At 41.9% G+C, this 17,133-nt stretch carries 16 protein-coding genes; all 16 read left to right on the top strand.

Translation table 11 applies throughout. The annotated features are described in order from the left end of the window. Window positions 1-20: 20 nt before the first annotated feature. The 16 genes from FD50_RS09465 (at window position 21) to alaS (ending at window position 16,940) form a co-directional block, all read left to right on the top strand. The gene (locus tag FD50_RS09465) at window positions 21-263 is read left to right on the top strand and encodes an acyl carrier protein (RefSeq protein WP_054755933.1); all 243 of its coding nucleotides are present in this window, start codon (window positions 21-23) and stop codon (window positions 261-263) included. A 19-nt stretch (window positions 264-282) separates the two neighbouring features. Then, window positions 283-1,221 carry an ACP S-malonyltransferase gene (locus FD50_RS09460; RefSeq protein WP_056961291.1) on the top strand — a complete coding sequence of 313 codons (939 nt, stop codon included), beginning with the start codon at window positions 283-285 and terminating at the stop codon, window positions 1,219-1,221. 4 nt (window positions 1,222-1,225) lie between these two features. Further along, on the top strand, window positions 1,226-1,957 hold the full coding sequence (gene fabG / locus FD50_RS09455) for a 3-oxoacyl-[acyl-carrier-protein] reductase (protein WP_056961290.1): 732 nt from the start codon (window positions 1,226-1,228) through the stop codon (window positions 1,955-1,957). Window positions 1,958-1,969: 12 nt separating this feature from the next. Then, complete coding sequence (gene fabF / locus FD50_RS09450; RefSeq protein WP_056961288.1) at window positions 1,970-3,205, top strand: beta-ketoacyl-ACP synthase II; 1,236 nt, start codon at window positions 1,970-1,972, stop codon at window positions 3,203-3,205. A 4-nt stretch (window positions 3,206-3,209) separates the two neighbouring features. Next, window positions 3,210-3,680 (top strand): acetyl-CoA carboxylase biotin carboxyl carrier protein, encoded by a 471-nt coding sequence (gene accB, locus FD50_RS09445; protein ID WP_056961286.1) that lies wholly within the window; start codon window positions 3,210-3,212, stop codon window positions 3,678-3,680. 1 nt (window position 3,681) lies between these two features. Further along, window positions 3,682-4,107: a 3-hydroxyacyl-ACP dehydratase FabZ gene (gene fabZ / locus FD50_RS09440; RefSeq protein WP_056961284.1), complete on the top strand. Its 426-nt coding sequence runs from the start codon at window positions 3,682-3,684 to the stop codon at window positions 4,105-4,107. Between the two features lie 14 nt (window positions 4,108-4,121). Further along, window positions 4,122-5,486, top strand: a complete 1,365-nt coding sequence (gene accC, locus FD50_RS09435; RefSeq protein ID WP_056961282.1) for an acetyl-CoA carboxylase biotin carboxylase subunit — start codon at window positions 4,122-4,124, stop codon at window positions 5,484-5,486. 3 nt (window positions 5,487-5,489) lie between these two features. Then, complete coding sequence (gene accD / locus FD50_RS09430) at window positions 5,490-6,347, top strand: acetyl-CoA carboxylase, carboxyltransferase subunit beta (protein WP_056961280.1); 858 nt, start codon at window positions 5,490-5,492, stop codon at window positions 6,345-6,347. Continuing rightward, complete coding sequence (gene accA, locus FD50_RS09425; protein ID WP_056961277.1) at window positions 6,340-7,128, top strand: carboxyltransferase subunit alpha; 789 nt, start codon at window positions 6,340-6,342, stop codon at window positions 7,126-7,128. The genes accD and accA overlap by 8 nt, the downstream gene beginning before the upstream one ends. Before the next feature lie 21 nt (window positions 7,129-7,149). Beyond that, window positions 7,150-7,908: an enoyl-ACP reductase FabI gene (gene fabI, locus FD50_RS09420; protein WP_156653531.1), complete on the top strand. Its 759-nt coding sequence runs from the start codon at window positions 7,150-7,152 to the stop codon at window positions 7,906-7,908. A gap of 227 nt (window positions 7,909-8,135) precedes the next feature. Further along, the gene (gene zwf / locus FD50_RS09415) at window positions 8,136-9,599 is read left to right on the top strand and encodes a glucose-6-phosphate dehydrogenase (RefSeq protein WP_056961273.1); all 1,464 of its coding nucleotides are present in this window, start codon (window positions 8,136-8,138) and stop codon (window positions 9,597-9,599) included. Between the two features lie 309 nt (window positions 9,600-9,908). After that, a complete protein-coding gene (gene dinB / locus FD50_RS09410; protein ID WP_228888527.1) occupies window positions 9,909-10,964 on the top strand; it encodes a DNA polymerase IV in 1,056 nt (351 codons plus the stop codon). A 63-nt stretch (window positions 10,965-11,027) separates the two neighbouring features. Then, a complete protein-coding gene (locus FD50_RS09405) occupies window positions 11,028-11,711 on the top strand; it encodes a metal-dependent hydrolase (RefSeq protein WP_056961269.1) in 684 nt (227 codons plus the stop codon). An 11-nt stretch (window positions 11,712-11,722) separates the two neighbouring features. After that, complete coding sequence (locus tag FD50_RS09400) at window positions 11,723-12,682, top strand: DHH family phosphoesterase (protein ID WP_056961267.1); 960 nt, start codon at window positions 11,723-11,725, stop codon at window positions 12,680-12,682. Then, the gene (locus FD50_RS09395; protein ID WP_056961265.1) at window positions 12,675-14,015 is read left to right on the top strand and encodes a DEAD/DEAH box helicase; all 1,341 of its coding nucleotides are present in this window, start codon (window positions 12,675-12,677) and stop codon (window positions 14,013-14,015) included. Before FD50_RS09400 ends, FD50_RS09395 begins: the two co-directional genes overlap by 8 nt. 276 nt (window positions 14,016-14,291) lie before the next feature. Next, the gene (alaS, locus tag FD50_RS09390; RefSeq protein ID WP_056961263.1) at window positions 14,292-16,940 is read left to right on the top strand and encodes an alanine--tRNA ligase; all 2,649 of its coding nucleotides are present in this window, start codon (window positions 14,292-14,294) and stop codon (window positions 16,938-16,940) included. Window positions 16,941-17,133: the final 193 nt, after the last annotated feature.

Below are 17,133 nucleotides of genomic sequence, written 5' to 3'. Positions count from 1 at the left end.
ATTGAGGAGTGTTTTTTAACATGACAGAACAAGAAATTTTCGAAAAAGTAAAAGGTATCGTAGTTGAACAATTGGATGTAGATGCAGCTGACGTTAAGATGGAATCTGACATTAAGAACGATCTTGAAGCCGACAGCCTTGATGTTTTTGAAATCATGAACGAATTGGAAGATGACTTAGATATCAAGTTGGAAGCTGACGAAAATGTTAAAACTATCAAAGACGTTGTCGATTATGTTAAAAAGGAAATCGATGCTAAATAGTTAATGGGGACTTTTAATTATGAAGATTGGCTTTTTATTTAGCGGTCAAGGCGCTCAGTTCAGTTCTATGGGCTTGGATCTTTACCAGCATGATCAGGAATATCGCACAACGATTGATCATTTTAGTGAAGTTTTGGACCTCGACTTGCTAAAGATTTATCAGAATGAAGCAGGACAGCTTTCTCAGACTGAGTATGTGCAGCCCGCAATTGTTGCAATGAGTTTAGGAATTAATCGAATGTTAACGAGAGATTTTCCAATGCTTGATGTTGCTGGAATGCTTGGACTTAGTTTGGGAGAGTACGCCGCTTTAATTGCTGCAAAAGCATTCTCACCTGAGGATGGAATTGCAGTTTTAAAAGATCGCGCTCGTTTTATGCAAAATGACGCTGATGAGACTAAAGGTGAGATGGCAGCGGTGATTAAAGCTGATCCAGTTTTAGTGGCGAAGTTATGCGATGAAGCAAGTCACGCTGATGAAGTTGTTAGCGTTGCTAATTACAATACACCTAAACAGCTCGTGATTGGTGGTCATGCAGCTGCGGTTGAGCGTGCCCTGTCACTTTTTGAAGAAAATAAAATTAAAAGGGTCATTCCATTAAAAGTCAGCGGGGCGTTCCATACCCCGCTTTTTCAAAAGACTAGCTTTTTGATGGAAAGAAGGCTCGCTGATGTTGCGGTTCAGGAAACAAGTGTTCCAGTGATCAGTAACACAACTGTGCAACCATTTGAGAAAAAAACTTTGAAACAAATTTTAGCACAGCAAGTTATTTCACCAACGCACTTTGGCGATTGTCTGCAATTCATGGTTAAGCACAGCGGAGTCGAGACTGTCGTCGAGCTTGGACCAGGAAAAACACTTTGCAAATTTGCCAAACAGATTGATCGTAATTTGAATTGCTATCACATTGATAGTCTAGAGAGTTATCAAAAATTTAAAGACGCAAACCGAGGTTAAACACATGGAATTAAAGGGAAAAACAGTTTTTATAACTGGAAGTTCACGAGGGATCGGTGCACAGATCGCACTTGCTTTTGCGCGTGAAGGAAGCAAGGTCATTCTGAATGCCCGTAAGCAAGTTCCAGCTGAACTCATTGCACAGATCAAAGGATTAGGCGCGGAGTGCAGTGTTGTCTTGGGCGATGTTTCTCAAAGTGAAGATGTTGTTCGGATGCAAAAAGAAATTTTCCAAGATAATGAAAAACTTGACGTATTAGTTAACAACGCTGGAATTACGGATGACAAATTGATGATTGGAATGAAAGAAGACGATTTTCGTCGTGTTCTCGAAACTAATTTGATTGGGGCTTTCAATTTATCACAAAAGATTTTGAAAAAAATGTATAAAAAAAGAAGTGGCGTCATCTTAAATATGGCCAGTGTGGTTGGGCTGCACGGTAATATTGGTCAGGCAAACTATGCTGCCAGTAAAGCAGGTTTGATCGGATTAACCAAGACAATTGCGCGTGAAGGTGCCTTGCGGAACGTAAGATGCAATGCAATTGCCCCTGGAATGATTAAGAGTCAAATGACTGCTGTATTGGATGAAAAGGTCAAAGAAAAGGTTTTGCAAGACATTCCATTAGGCCGTTTTGGCGAAGCTGCTGAAGTTGCACAGGCTGCAGTTTTCTTGGCACAAAATGATTATGTTACAGGTCAAGTAATCACTGTTGATGGTGGGATGACAATCTAGGAGGTATTAGCGATGAATAGAGTTGTAGTTACGGGAATGGGTGCCGTTACACCAGTTGGTAATGACGTTGCAACTTTCCTAAAAAACATTTTTTCCGGGAAAATTGGATTTGACACTATTAGTAAATTTGATGCATCCGAGACTGGGATCACAGTTGCTGGTGAAGTAAAAGATTTTGATCCAAAATTGCGTGTTGGGAAAAAAGCAGCTAAAAGAATGGATCTTTTTTCACAGTATGCTGTAGATAGTGCAATTGCAGCTGTTGAACAGGCCGGAATTGATGAAACAAACACTGACTCTTACGATATGGGTGTCATTTACGGTTCTGGAATTGGTGGTTTAACAACAATTCAGGAACAAGTTATCAAAATGAAGGACAAGGGGCCACAACGGGTTTCACCGATGTTTGTCCCAACTTCAATTGCTAACATGGCAGCCGGTAATATCGCATTGCGGTTCAAAGCCAAAGGAATCTGTACTGCAATCGTAACTGCATGTTCTTCTGGTACAAATGCAATCGGCGAAGCTTTTCGTCAGATTCGTGAAGGCCGGGCGCAAGTGATGCTGACTGGCGGTGCAGAGGCTTCTGTAAATGAGATTGGCATTGCGGGCTTTGCTGCTTTGACAGCTTTATCCAAAGAAACCGACCCAGCACGTGCCTCATTACCATTCGATGTTGATCGTTCTGGATTTGTAATGGGCGAAGGTGCTGCCACCTTGGTTTTAGAAGAACTTGAACATGCGCAAAAACGTGGAGCAAAAATCTATGGCGAGATTGTCGGTTACGGGAGTACTTGTGATGCTTTCCATATGACATCACCAGACCCTACAGGTGAAGGTGCTGCTCGTGCAATGCAACAAGCAATTGCTGAAGCTGACGTCACACCTGAACAGATTGGGTATATTAATGCTCACGGAACTGCTACTCATGCAAATGATACAGGTGAATCAATTGCAATTAATCGTGTCTTTGGCGAGGATAGCCAAGTGAAGGTTAGCAGTACAAAGAGTATGACAGGACATTTGCTAGGGGCTGCAGGTGCAATTGAAGCTGTGATTACAATTGCGGCCCTTGAAAAGGGTGAATTGCCTGCCAATGTCGGATTAAAGAAGCAAGATCCTGAGTGCCACGTAAATGTGGTCACAGAAAATGCTGAACCAGCTCCAGACCTTGAATATGCAATCAGTAATTCATTAGGTTTTGGTGGTCATAACGCTGTTTTAGCATTTAGAAAATGGAGTGAATAGAAACATGGACCTTACTGAAATACAAAAATTGATCTCAGAGTTTAACGCTTCCCCTACACGGGAAATGGAGATTGAAACTGATGGGTTTCATCTGCGATTGAGTAAAAACGAAATCACCGCCGAACTGCTGCAACAATTCAAAGGTACAGCTGGGCAACCCCAAGGTTCTAGCAATGAGAGCGGCAGTACTGTCAGCGAACAAGAGGATGCGCAGACTTCACAGCCGAAAACAGAGGGGACAACAATCAAGTCACCAATGGTAGGAAGCGTCTATTTGCAGCCTAAACCAACAGAACCGGCATATGTTGAAGTGGGTACGCATGTACACAAAGGTGATGTTGTCTGCATTATTGAAGCCATGAAGATGATGACAGAGATCAAGAGTGATGTTGATGGAGTTATTAAAGAAGTGTTGGTTAACAACGAGGAATTGGTAGAGTTTGATCAACCTTTGTTCCGTGTTGAGGAGGATTAAGATGAAGTTAGATATAACTGAGATTAAAAAAATCATTCCGCACCGTTATCCGATGCTCTTGATTGATCGTGTTGATGACTTGGTTCCTGGTGAATCAGCAGTTGCTAGACGGAATGTGACAGCGCATGAGGAAGTCTTCAATGGTCATTTTCCTAACAATCCGGTTCTTCCAGGTGTTTTAATTATTGAGGCCCTGGCACAAACCGGAGCGGTTGCTTTATTGTCGCTACCTGAATTTAAGGGAAAGACAGCTTACTTTGGAGGCATTAAGAATGCCAAGTTCAGAAAAGTTGTTCGCCCAGGAGATACAATGATTTTAAAAGTTGAGTTAGAAAAGATCAGGAACAATGTTGGTCTAGGCCGAGGCCTTGCTACAGTAGATGGACAAAAAGTCTGCTCAGTTGAACTGACCTTCATGATTGGTTAAGGTAGGGTGATTTGATGTTTAAGAAAGTCTTGGTTGCAAACCGTGGCGAAATTGCAGTTCGTATTATTCGGTCCTTAAAAGAGTTGGGGATCAAATCCGTTGCGGTTTATTCCGACGTTGACCGTGAGAGCCTGCATGTTCAATTGGCCGATGAAGCGGTCTGTGTGGGAAAAGCAAGACCGCAGGATTCGTATCTTAATATGAAAAATATTTTGAGTGCCGCGGTTGGAACGGGAGCTGAGGCAATTCATCCAGGCTTTGGTTTTTTGTCTGAAAATAGTCGGTTTGTTGAAATGTGTGAAGCTTGTGGCATAACTTTTATTGGTCCCAGATCTGAAACAATTGATTTGATGGGAAACAAAGCTAATGCACGGGAGCAGATGCGCGTGAGTGGAGTGCCAGTAATTCCAGGGAGCGATGGCTTTGTGTCTGACGCTGATGCTGCAGAAAAAATCGGTGAAAAAGTTGGTTATCCGATCCTTTTAAAGGCTGCTGCTGGTGGCGGCGGCAAGGGAATTCGGCGTGTTGACGATGAAACACAGCTGCGCAAGGCGTTTGCAGAAGCACAACAAGAAGCTCAAGTTTCATTTGGTGATTCACGCATGTATGTGGAAAAAATCATGGAAAATGTGAAGCATATCGAGGTTCAGATTTTTCGTGATCATCAAGGAAATGCGGTTTATTTTCCTGAGCGTGACTGTTCGCTGCAACGCAGTAAGCAAAAAGTGATTGAAGAGAGTCCGTGTGAATTGATTGATGAAAAGCAGCGTCAATTTCTAGGTGAAATTGCAGTTAAAGCTGCCAATGCAATTAATTATGTCAACACGGGTACTTTAGAATTTTTGATGGACGAAGAGCATCATTTCTATTTTATGGAAATGAACACGCGAATCCAAGTTGAACACACCGTTACCGAGATGGTGACTGGAATTGATTTAGTTAAAGCTCAAGTGAAGGTTGCAGCTGGTGAAGAGCTTCCCTTTAAACAAGCTGAGATTGAATGCCATGGGCATGCGATTGAATGCCGGATTAATGCAGAAGACCCCGCAAACAATTTTGCGCCTTCTGTGGGAAAAGTAAAATACTTATATTTTCCAGTTGGAAATCTAGGCATGCGGATTGATTCTGCACTTTATGCAGGAGTTACGATTTCACCTTTTTATGATTCGATGATTGCCAAGGTGATTGCGCTTGGAAATGACCGCACGGAAGCAGTTGAAAAGATCAAACGTCTTTTGAACGAGATGATTATTAACGGCATTAAAACGAATCAGTCTTTTCATCTGGCATTACTGCAGGATGATAAGTTTATCAAAGAAACCTTTACGACAGATTATTTGGAGAAGAGCTTCTTACCGAAGTGGAAGAAGGAGGATTAGTGCATGCAATTATTTAATGAACTGAAGACATTAGGTCATAAGCATATTAAAGCTGATAAAAAGGCTAATGAAAGGGTTCCTTCAGGAATCTGGTTAGCATGTCCTAAATGTCATCAATCCTTCTACCACAAAGATTTGGGACTTTACCAAGTTTGTCCAAATTGTGAATATGGGTTTCGGATCACAGCGCGTGAGCGTTTGGCATGGTTAGTTGATAAGTTTGATGAAGAAGATGCAGAGTTGAAAACCAGTGATCCGCTTAAGTTTCCAAATTATGCGCAAAAACTGGATAAAGCACGTCAAAACACAGGATTAAATGATTCTGTACTAACAGGGACTGCACAAATTGCAGAGCAAACCTTTGCCCTTGGAATTATGGACCCAGATTTTATAATGGGGTCAATGGGAACCGTCACGGGTGAAAAGATTACGCGTCTGTTTAAACGTGCGACACGCAAGAATCTTCCAGTTGTAATCTTTACAGCTTCTGGTGGGGCACGGATGCAGGAAGGAATTTTTTCGCTGATGCAGATGGCCAAAATTTCGCAGGCTGTGCAGGAACATTCGCAAGCAGGGCTGTTATATATTACGGTCCTGACAGATCCAACAACTGGCGGAGTAACTGCCAGTTTTGCAATGCAAGGTGATCTGATTCTTGCGGAACCACGTGCTTTGGTTGGCTTTGCTGGTAAACGCGTGATTGAACAGACAACACATCAGAAGGTTCCAAATGAATTACAAGATGCAGAAACAGTTTTAGATCACGGGTTTATTGATGCGATTATTCCACGCAAAGAAATGAAAGAAAAACTTGCATGGTTGTTAAAGCTTCACAATGAAGGGAATGGTGTAAATGGCTAGTTTTCTGGAAAAGAAAAAAACAGCCGCACAAATCGTTGCGAATGCTCGTGGAGAAGAAAAAGTTTCCGCACAAGAGCTGCTTGCAGGTGTTTTTGATGACTTCTTAGAATTGCATGGTGATCGTTTATCTGCTGATGATGCCGCAATTATAGGTGGCGTCGCTCATTTCGAAGGCAAACCTGTCACGGTAATACTTACCAATAAGGGTAAAAGTGCACAGGAACGGTTGCGGACTCATTTTGGTTGCCCTGAACCTGCTGGATATCGTAAGTCATTGCGCTTAATCAAACAAGCAGAAAAATTTAAACGTCCGGTGGTAACTTTCATTAACACTGCGGGTGCATATCCAGGCCAATCTGCAGAAGAAAATGGTCAAGGTGAAGCAATCGCACGTAATTTACTAGAAATTAGCAGTGTTAAGGTTCCGGTCATTGCAGTTATTTATGGTGAAGGTGGCAGTGGGGGTGCTTTAGCCCTCGCATGTGGTGATTCTGTCTGGATGTTTGAGAATAGCATGTATTCAGTCCTTTCTCCAGAGGGATTTGCAGCAATTCTTTGGAAGGACAGTTCACGTGCGGACGAAGCTGCAGAAGTAATGCAGTTAACACCTGAAAAATTGTTGCAGCAAAAGGTGATTGACGGTATTATTCCTGAATCGCGTTCGCATAAGCGCTTGTTTAGAGCAGTAAAGAAGGTTTTGCAACAAGAGCTTGAAAAGTACCAAAAGTTATCTGCAAGTGCACTAGTTGAGAAAAGGCAGCAGCGTTTTCAACGTTTTTAAATTCTAATGGAGGTCAAAAAGGTGGAAAAATTATTAAGTGGCAAAAAAATATTAATTATGGGGGCTGCAAATAAAAGAAGTATTGCGTGGGGATGTGCCCAAGCGATGCTTGATAACGGTGCCGAATTGATATTTACATATCAGAACGAGCGACTGAAGAAGAGCCTTTTGCGTTTGGTTTCTGACGAAGAAAGACTGGTGGAATGTGATGTTGCTAAAGACGAAAGCATTGCGCAAGCTTTCGACACCATCCTTGATAAATTTGGCAAAATTGATGGAATTGTGCATGCAATCGCATTTGCCAATAAGGACGAACTTGCTGGCGATATTATGAATTCCAGTCGTGCCGGATATGCGCTTGCCCAAGATATTTCAGCTTATTCGCTGATCGCAGTCTCTAAATATGCGGTTAAGTTGCTAAATAACCCAGCAAGTATCGTCACATTAACTTACTTCGGTTCAGAACGGGCGATTCCAAATTATAACGTCATGGGGGTTGCTAAGGCTGCCTTGGAAGCTAATGTACGTTATTTAGCGCGTGATATGGCAAAATATGGAGTGCGTGTTAATGCAATTTCTGCTGGTGCAGTTAAAACATTGGCTGTTACTGGTGTGAAGGACCATGGCGATTTATTACGGATTTCTGAAGAACGGACAGTTGATGGGAAGTCTGTGACAACTAAAGAAATCGGTGGCGCAGCAGCCTTCTTAGTCAGCGATCTTTCGACCGGGGTTGTGGGCGATACGATCTATGTTGATAAGGGTGTACATTTAATTTAAACAACGTTAGTCTACTAGTTATTATTATTATTTTCTGTAAGTGAAGAGAAATTATCAAGATAATTGTTGTAGTATTGAATGCAAAAGGGGTTGTGCCAGCGGTTAGGATGGGCACAACCCTTTACGTATAACTTTAAAAAAAGTGGCAGAACACTTGTTTAAAGTCAGCTTTGCAAGTACACTTATTGTTGGAAATATGAGTCTAAACGAAAGTGGTGCTAACTATTATGGGAACAGAACAAAGAGCGCTCTTTATTATTTTTGGAGGAACAGGGGACCTTGCAAAACGAAAACTGTATCCCTCACTATTTAATTTATATCGCAAAGGTTTTTTGAATGAAAACTTTGCAGTGATTGGGACTGCACGGCGTCCTTGGACTGATGAGTACTTTCAAAAGGTTGTAACTGATGCGATCAACAGTGAAGATGCTCTTGCGGAAGATGCTACGCAATTTGCAAGTCATTTTTATTATCAATCACATAATGTGAACGATACTGAGCATTACATTACTTTGCGAAATTTAGCTGATAAGTTGGATCGAAAATATGAAATTGGTGGCAATCGCATGTTCTATTTAGCAATGTCTCCGCGTTTCTTTGGCACAATTGCAGAGCACCTCAAATCGCAAAAGATTGTGACAACAGAGGGCTATAATCGAGTTATTGTTGAAAAACCGTTTGGACGAGACTTTGCGAGTGCAACAGAACTTAATGATGCGATCGGACGTTATTTTCCTGAAAAGGATGTCTTCAGAATTGACCACTATTTGGGCAAAGAGATGGTCCAAAACATTCTGGCTGTTCGTTTTGGGAATAATCTTTTCCGTGCACTTTGGAATAATCGCTACATTGACAATATTCAGATTACACTTAGTGAGGCACTTGGCGTTGAAGAACGTGCTGGTTATTACGAAACGGCGGGAGCTTTGCGCGATATGGTGCAAAATCATATTTTACAGATTGTCGCTTTGCTGACGATGAACATGCCAGCTTCTTATTCTGAAGAGGACATTCGGCGCGAGAAGATTTATGCATTAAAATCACTGAAGAAATATACACCTGCGCAAGTGCAAGCAAATTTTATTCGCGCACAATATACTGCAGCTAATGGGCAGCGGGGATATCGGGAAGAGGAAAAAATCGCAAGTGACTCTGCAACCGAGACTTTTGTTGCTGGAAAATTATTTGTAGATAATGAAAACTTTTCAGGTGTTCCAATATATGTTAGAACCGGTAAACGACTTAGCCAAAAAAGATCACGAATCGACATTGCATTCAAAACGATGCCGACAAACATTTTTGCACCGCAACCGTTAGGACAAAATGTGTTAACAATTAATATTGAACCTGAGGGAAAAATTTTTTTGCAGATTAATGTTAAACAGGTGGGACAAGGATTTACACTTAAAAAGAGCCATCTTGACTTTTTCCCAACTTCCAATGGAAAACAGGTTTTTCCTGAGGCTTATGAAAAGCTTTTTGCAGATGCACTTGCAGGGGATGCAACTAACTTTACTCATTGGGAAGAGGTGGCATACTCTTGGAAATTTGTTGACGCGATTCGAACTGCTTGGGATCAGCATGATTATGCGCTGGAAGAGTATCCATGTGGTTCAATGGGACCGGTAGCAGCCGACAAGTTATTAGCACGTGATGGACATAAATGGTTTTATACTGGTCAGGAACACTAAACTAAGTGGTTGAAATATGCTTTTTAAAAATATTTTCTGATGAGAAACACACACTAGCAGGGACTCTATACCATCTTGGAGGAGTCGCTGCTTTTTTGCGGGATTGAGCTCGCTCTTGCTAACTTACAGCCAAAGCCTGGCTGTTACGTGAGCTAATACCTAGCTCACAAAGTCTGAACACTAGTTGTCACACTCTTTTTTGACTGGAGAGTTCTGCTTAATTATGTTATATTATAAAGCGAACAAGTGTTCAGAAAAAGTGAGAGGAGCAGCGGTGTGAAGAAAGCGCGCAAAATAATTCATGTGGATATGGATGCGTTTTACGCCTCAATTGAGATGCGTGATCATCCTAATTGGCGTACACGACCGCTCGTGATTGCAAAAGATCCACGCCATAATGGCGGCAAAGGAGTCGTGGCAACTGCAAACTATAAAGCGCGCAGTTTTGGAGTTCACTCGGCAATGAGTGCCCAAAAAGCACTGCAACTTTGTCCAACAGCGGTCTTTGTACGGCCTAACTTTGAAAAGTATCGCCGGGTTTCTGCTCAAATTCATGCGATTTTTCATGAATATACTGATAAAATCGAACCGATTGCTTTTGATGAAGCTTACTTGGATGTGACGCACAATAAAAAAGAGAGTTTTTCAGCGCTGTTACTTGCAAAAAGGTTGCAACAAGAGATTTTTGACAAGACACATTTAACCTGTTCAACAGGGATTTCTTATAATAAATTCCTGGCAAAGATGGCCTCTGATTTTCATAAACCAGTAGGGGTTACTTTAGTCCGGCAAGAAGATGTGGCTGCCTTTTTAGCGCCGTTGCCGATTGAAAAATTCCGTGGGGTAGGCAAAAAGACGGCTCTTAAAATGCACTCATTAAAGATTTATACAGGAGCAGACCTTTTACGTCAAAATGAAAGAGATCTAATTGCACATTTTGGAAAAATGGGTGCGGTTTTTTACAGGCGGGCTCGTGGCATCGATGAGCGTCCCGTGGAGTGGCAGCGTGAACGCAAGTCGCTTGGAAACGAGCGCACCTTTGCGCAGCCGTTGAAAAGCAGCCAAGAAGTCGAGGAGGTACTCTCTTTTTTGAGTATCAAACTGGAACAAGGGCTTAATAAGCGGCAACTGCATGGTAAGTCATTGGTATTGAAGTTGCGCACCAGTGATTTTAAAACCATCACTAAAAGAATGACGGCGGATTCTTTCTTTAAAAATGACAGCAAGACACTTACCTTTTATGGACAACAGCTTTTCGATGAATTGCAAGGTGATGAGATTGATGTTCGTCTTTTAGGACTTACAATGACCAATTTAACTGCGCTTCAGTACGAAAATATTGAGTTGCCGTTATGGGGGAGCTAGGCGCTTTGTAATTCAGACCTTTTATCGGTATACTTAGAGTTGAAATGAAAATGGGGTGGAAAAATGAAAATAACTTGGCACGGTCATTCCGTTATTGAAATCATTACAAATTCTGGGAAAAATATCCTAATTGATCCTTTTATTAAAGATAACCCGCTGACTGATTTAAAAATCACCGACTGTCATCCTGATTACATCTTGTTGACACATGCACATCATGATCATGTTGGCGATACGCTTGAGATTGCCAGACAAAGTGGTGCAAAGGTGATTGCAATCGTTGAACTTGCGAAGTACTTTGCGCAACAAGGAGTACCTACAGCTGGAATCAATTTTGGCGGCTCTTTCAAAGAAGCAGGCCTGGCCTTCAAACTTGTGCCGGCATGGCATACAGCCACATTGGCACAAACCAGCACAGGAACGCTTTCTTTAGGGAATGCAGCCGGTTTTGAACTGCACATTGAAGGTAAGGTTCTTTATGATGCCGGCGATACAGCATTGTTTTCCGACATGCAGCTTATAAATCAAGGTCAAGGGGTTGATCTGGCGTTTTTACCGATCGGTGATTACTTCACGATGGGGATTGCAGACGCCCAATTAGCTGCTTCATTTGTAAAGGCGCGGCGTGTTTTACCGATCCACTACAATACTTTTCCCCAAATTAAGCAGGACCCGCAAAAATTTATTCAAGGACTTGCTGAGAATGTGGGACTAAACGTCAAAATTGGACAAACGTTCGAACTTTAAGGAGATTTAGAATGTCGATACAGGAAGATATATTTGCAAAGATTCAGGAATTTGAGACAATCATTATTCACCGTCACCAACGACCTGATCCGGACGCATATGGTTCACAATGTGGATTGGCAACGATTCTACGTGCGAATTTCCCGCAAAAAAAGGTTTACCAAGTGGGAGAAAATGTGCATGGATTGGCTTGGATTGCAGAGCCTGAAAAAATTGCAGATGAAGTTTATAAGGATGCACTTGTAATTGTTACTGATACTGCAAATCAACCTCGCGTGGACGATCAACGTTATTTGAACGGAAAATATCTGATTAAGATTGATCATCATCCTAATGAGGATCCTTATGGTGAAATTTGTTGGGTAAATGACCATGCTTCCAGTTGCTCTGAGATGATTGTGGATTTAGTAAATGGAGTTGAACAACTCACTTTGCCGGATGAGGCTGCTCGGATGCTTTATGCTGGAATTGTTGGAGATACAGGCCGTTTTATGTATGATGCGACTACTCCGCATACTTTCAGAGTTGCGGCACAACTGACTGAACATCATTTTGATGTTGCTCACATCAATCGACGCTTAGACAGTATCGCACTTCCAGTTGCCCGTTTGGCAGCGTACGTGTATGAAAATCTGCAGTTGACTGAAAACGGCGCGGCTTATATTGTTTTAAGCAATGAACTCATGCATAAATTTGAGTTGAAGGATGCAAGTACTGCCCCAATTGTTCCTTTAATTGGTAAGGTAATTGGTGTAAAATGTTGGACAATTTTTGTTCAGCAAAAGGATGGGACCTTCCGCTTGCGAATTCGTTCAAAGGGACCGGTCATCAATGAATTAGCCAAAGAGTATGGCGGCGGCGGACATCCGCTTGCTAGTGGGGCCTTTATGCAGGATGAAAAAGGGATTCCCGCGTATATTAAGAAGCTGGATGCAATTGCAACTGCTTATACAGGAGAAAAAAATGACTGAAACGTTTCAAAAATTCGGCTTCAAACCATTTATTAATGAAGCCTTGAAAAAAATTAATTTTAAGCAACCTACAGAAGTGCAAGAAAAATTGATTCCGGTTATTATGGAAGGCAGGAGTGTGGTGGGGCAATCCCAAACAGGTAGTGGTAAAACACATACTTTTTTGCTCCCGCTTTTGAATGAAGTCAATCCACAGCTGCACGAAGTTCAGGTTGTAATTACAACACCTAGTCGAGAGCTGGCTTATCAGATCTATGATGCAGCTCGTCAAATCACAGAGCAGAGTCCTGAACCTCTTAGTTTGGCGCATTATATTGGTGGAACTGATAAAAAACGCCAAATTGAAAAACTCCAACACAGACAACCGCAAATTGTAATTGGGACACCAGGGCGAGTGCTGGATTTAATGAATGAACAAGCACTGGATATTCATAAAGCGCATGCGCTAGTCGTTGATGAAGCTGATATGACTTTGGATCTTGGATTTTTAAAAGAGGTTGATGCAATTGCATCGGCTTTGCCACAGGACTTGCAGATGCTCGTCTTTTCAGCGACAATTCCAGAAAAATTGAAACCTTTTTTAAGAAAATACATGCAAGCACCAGTGATCGAAGAAATTAAGAGTCAAACGGTGATCAGTCCGACAATTGACAATTGGTTACTATCGACCAAAGGAAAAGATCGCAACGGCTTAATTCTAAAGCTTTTAACGTTGGGACAGCCATATTTGGCAATGATTTTTACAAATACAAAAACACGTGCTGATGAATTAACTGATTATCTGCGTTCTCAGGGGCTGAAGGTTGCTAAGATCCATGGTGGAATATTGCCACGTCAACGTAAACGAATTATGCGCGAAGTTCAGAATCTTGAGTATCAATTTGTGGTGGCAACTGATTTAGCTGCGCGGGGAATTGATATTGAAGGGATCTCACATGTCATTAATGATCAGCTGCCAGAAGATCCCGAATTCTTTATTCACCGTGTCGGACGAACTGGCCGGAATGGGATGAAAGGCATTGCGATAACTTTGTATGAGCCAAACGATGATCGCCAGATTACAGAACTTGAACAGTTGGGTGTGAAATTTAAACCTAAGGCTCTAAAAAATGATGAATTGGTTGATTCGTATGATCGTGACCGACGACAGAAAAGAAGATTGAAGAAAGATCGTCTGGATGTGGGACTAGTTGGCTTAGTCAAGAAAGAACGTAAAAAAAGGAAACCGGGCTATCGCAATAAGATCAAACGTGCAATTAAAACAAAGGAACAACAAGAGCGTAAGATTGCAAAGAGACAGGAAAAGCGTGCACAACGGCGTGGATCTAAGTAGTGCGATTGACATTTACTGAAAGTTTGACTATAATCTTAGAGGAATTTAAAAGATAGGATATATCTTGACTCACAGAATAAAAAGAGAAAGTTCGGTTGGTGAAAGAACTTATTTTGGAGTTTGAGATGCTCCCTGTTGTTTTATAAAAACGTGACTCAGCGTTATTGAGATTAAAGAGGTAAACGACAACATCGTTGCAAGTAAGGTGGTACCGCGCGTTCAGCGTCCTTACTAGCAACGGTGTTTTTGTTGCCTGAGGAGAAGAAGGGAATTACGATGGAAAAACTAAGCAGTGCTCAGATTAGAAAAATGTACTTAGACTTTTTTAAGAGTAAGGGACACACGGTCATGCCCAGTGCCTCATTAGTTCCACATGATGATCCAACTTTGCTTTGGATTAATTCTGGGGTCGCGACAATGAAGAAATTCTTTGATGGGTCTGTCGTTCCAAAAAATCCTAGAATTACAAGTTCTCAAAAGAGTATTAGAACCAATGATATTGAGAATGTCGGACATACTGCGCGCCATCACACACTTTTTGAGATGTTGGGTAACTTTTCAGTCGGAGATTATTTCAAAGAAGAAGCAATCACATGGGCATGGGAATTGCTGACCAGTCCTCAATGGTTTGCGATGGACCCAACGCGTCTTTATGTAACAGTTTATCCCAAAGATACAGAAGCAAAACGCATTTGGCATGAAGTGGCGCAGGTACCTCAGGATCATATTTATGAAGTTGACGATAACTTCTGGGATATTGGTGAAGGCCCAAGCGGACCAGATTCTGAGATCTTTTATGATCGTGGACAAGAGTTTAATAATCTGCCAGAGGATGATCCTGAAAGTTATCCAGGCGGTGAAAATGAACGTTACCTTGAAATTTGGAACATTGTGTTTTCGGAATTTAACCATAAGCCAGATGGCACTTATGCACCTTTACCACATAAAAACATTGATACGGGGATGGGCTTGGAGCGTGTCGTTTCTGTTTTTCAAAATGCACGCACTAATTTTGAAACAGATCTTTTCTTGCCATTAATTAATGAAACTGCTAAAATCAGTGGTCAAGCTAAGTACGGCGACAGTGCGGCAACGGATGTTTCCTTTAAAGTAACTGCTGATCATATTCGGGCGGTCACCTTTGCGATTGGTGATGGTGCGTTGCCTTCCAATGAAGGACGTGGCTACGTTATTCGGCGTTTAATTCGCAGAGCAGTAATGCATGGACAAAAGCTAGGGATAGAGCAAGCTTTTCTGTATCGTTTAGTCCCACTTGTGGGGAAAATTATGGAATCGTATTACCCTGAAGTCTTACAGCAAGCCGATTATATTGCAAAAGTTGTTAAGATGGAAGAAGACCGCTTTAATGAGACGCTCAAAGACGGTTTGCAATTGTTAAATGAGATGATTGCTGATGCTAAGCAGGAACAACTGCAAGAAATTTCAGGGAAAGTTGCGTTTAAGCTCTATGATACCTATGGATTCCCCGTTGAGTTAACCAAGGAATATGCACTGGAGCAAGGCTTAACAGTCGCTGAAAACGAATTTGATGCAGAGATGCAAAAGCAAAAAGAACGGGCACGAAAAGCACGTGGCAATGCTAAATCAATGGGCGTGCAAAGCGGTTTGCTGACAGACATCACAACTCCGAGTGAATACGTTGGTTATCAAACTTTGACAACTCAGAGTGTGCTGAAAGAAATTATTTGTGATGAACACTTAGTAAATGAGGTTCAAGCTGGAACAGCTTTGCTGATCTTTGATAAAACTCCGTTCTATGCTGAGATGGGGGGCCAAGTAGCCGATCGTGGTGTGATTAAAAGTGCCCAAGGAGAAGTTGTTGCCCGCGTGATAGATGTGCAGCATGCTCCTAAGGGACAGAATATGCATACCGTTGAAGTTTTGCAACCCTTGAAGGTTGATCAAACTTATACACTGGCAGTTGAACGGGAATTTCATGACAAGGTCCGTAAAAACCATACTGCAACTCATCTACTGGATCAAGCTTTACGTGATGTTCTAGGAAGTCATACCCATCAGGCAGGTTCTTTAGTTGAACCGACTTATCTGCGGTTTGATTTTACAAACTTAGGCTCGGTGACAGCTGCAGACTTGGCAAAAGTTGAACAAATCGTTAATGCACAGATTTGGCAGAACCTCAAAGTTGAAACGATTGAGACAACCCTTGAAGAAGCTAAAAAATTAGGTGCAATTGCACTTTTCACAGAAAAATATGGTGAGCGTGTGCGCGTTGTCAAAATCGGTAATTATTCAACCGAGTTTTGTGGAGGCAACCATGTTGATCAGACAGGTGATCTAGGGCTCTTTAAAATTGTTTCCGAATCCGGTGTCGGTGCTGGTGTTCGCCGCATTGAAGCAGTCACTTCCAAAGAGGCTTATGAGTATTTGGAAGGACATTCACAGCTTTTGCAAGAAACAGCAGCTGGGCTCAAGGTTGCACAACTAAAAGAAGTTCCGCATCGAGTGGGATTGTTGCAGCAAGAGATCAAGCAGCTTGAGCAAAAGGTTTCGACGTTAGAAGCTAAGGTTGCTAGTCAACAAGCGGCCGCTATTTTTGCGCAAAATGAAAAAATCGGCAAATGGACGCTCATTAAAGCTCAGGTCAAGGTTGCGGGAATGGATCAGTTACGTCAATTAGCCGATCAATGGAAGGCGAAAGCAGCATCAGATGTTTTGGTACTTGCGACAGCTGTTTCAAAAGATAAAGTTAATTTAATTGTGGGTGTTTCACCGCAGGCTCTGAAAGCTGGACTTAAAGCTGGCGCGTTGATTAAAGCAATTGCGCCTAAAGTTGGCGGTGGTGGTGGCGGCCGCCCAGATTTGGCTCAAGCTGGTGGTAAAAATCCTGAAGGAATTACCGCTGCACTTGCGGCTGCTGTTACTTGGATGCAGCAATTGGATTAATTGGAGTGATCATTAAAGTGGATCGCAATTAAATTTTGTTGAAAATGTTAAAATAAATTATGCGAGGGATTGGGTCAAAACTGAGCTTTTGAACTGGTTCCTCGCATAATTTTCACCTAGGACTGCAGTCTGCCTGCAATTTGTGGCACCTTATTTAAGACTTGGTTTTATAAGCGGAAATTAAGCAAATTTA

It is taken from the genome of Liquorilactobacillus satsumensis DSM 16230 = JCM 12392, assembly GCF_001435195.1.
Taxonomy (GTDB): domain Bacteria; phylum Bacillota; class Bacilli; order Lactobacillales; family Lactobacillaceae; genus Liquorilactobacillus; species Liquorilactobacillus satsumensis.
This window is presented reverse-complemented; position numbering and strand designations above follow the sequence as displayed.

Bases quoted from the DNA above. Each gene is read 5' to 3' on its own strand.
- alaS (WP_056961263.1), top strand. From the start codon at position 14,292: ATGGAAAAACTAAGCAGTGCTCAGATTAGAAAAATGTACTTAGACTTT.
- FD50_RS09400 (WP_056961267.1), top strand. From the start codon at position 11,723: ATGTCGATACAGGAAGATATATTTGCAAAGATTCAGGAATTTGAGACA.
- fabZ (WP_056961284.1), top strand. From the start codon at position 3,682: ATGAAGTTAGATATAACTGAGATTAAAAAAATCATTCCGCACCGTTAT.
- accD (WP_056961280.1), top strand. From the start codon at position 5,490: ATGCAATTATTTAATGAACTGAAGACATTAGGTCATAAGCATATTAAA.
- FD50_RS09395 (WP_056961265.1), top strand. From the start codon at position 12,675: ATGACTGAAACGTTTCAAAAATTCGGCTTCAAACCATTTATTAATGAA.
- accB (WP_056961286.1), top strand. From the start codon at position 3,210: ATGGACCTTACTGAAATACAAAAATTGATCTCAGAGTTTAACGCTTCC.
- accC (WP_056961282.1), top strand. From the start codon at position 4,122: ATGTTTAAGAAAGTCTTGGTTGCAAACCGTGGCGAAATTGCAGTTCGT.
- fabG (WP_056961290.1), top strand. From the start codon at position 1,226: ATGGAATTAAAGGGAAAAACAGTTTTTATAACTGGAAGTTCACGAGGG.
- dinB (WP_228888527.1), top strand. From the start codon at position 9,909: ATGGATGCGTTTTACGCCTCAATTGAGATGCGTGATCATCCTAATTGG.
- zwf (WP_056961273.1), top strand. From the start codon at position 8,136: ATGGGAACAGAACAAAGAGCGCTCTTTATTATTTTTGGAGGAACAGGG.
- FD50_RS09465 (WP_054755933.1), top strand. From the start codon at position 21: ATGACAGAACAAGAAATTTTCGAAAAAGTAAAAGGTATCGTAGTTGAA.
- FD50_RS09460 (WP_056961291.1), top strand. From the start codon at position 283: ATGAAGATTGGCTTTTTATTTAGCGGTCAAGGCGCTCAGTTCAGTTCT.
- accA (WP_056961277.1), top strand. From the start codon at position 6,340: ATGGCTAGTTTTCTGGAAAAGAAAAAAACAGCCGCACAAATCGTTGCG.
- fabF (WP_056961288.1), top strand. From the start codon at position 1,970: ATGAATAGAGTTGTAGTTACGGGAATGGGTGCCGTTACACCAGTTGGT.
- FD50_RS09405 (WP_056961269.1), top strand. From the start codon at position 11,028: ATGAAAATAACTTGGCACGGTCATTCCGTTATTGAAATCATTACAAAT.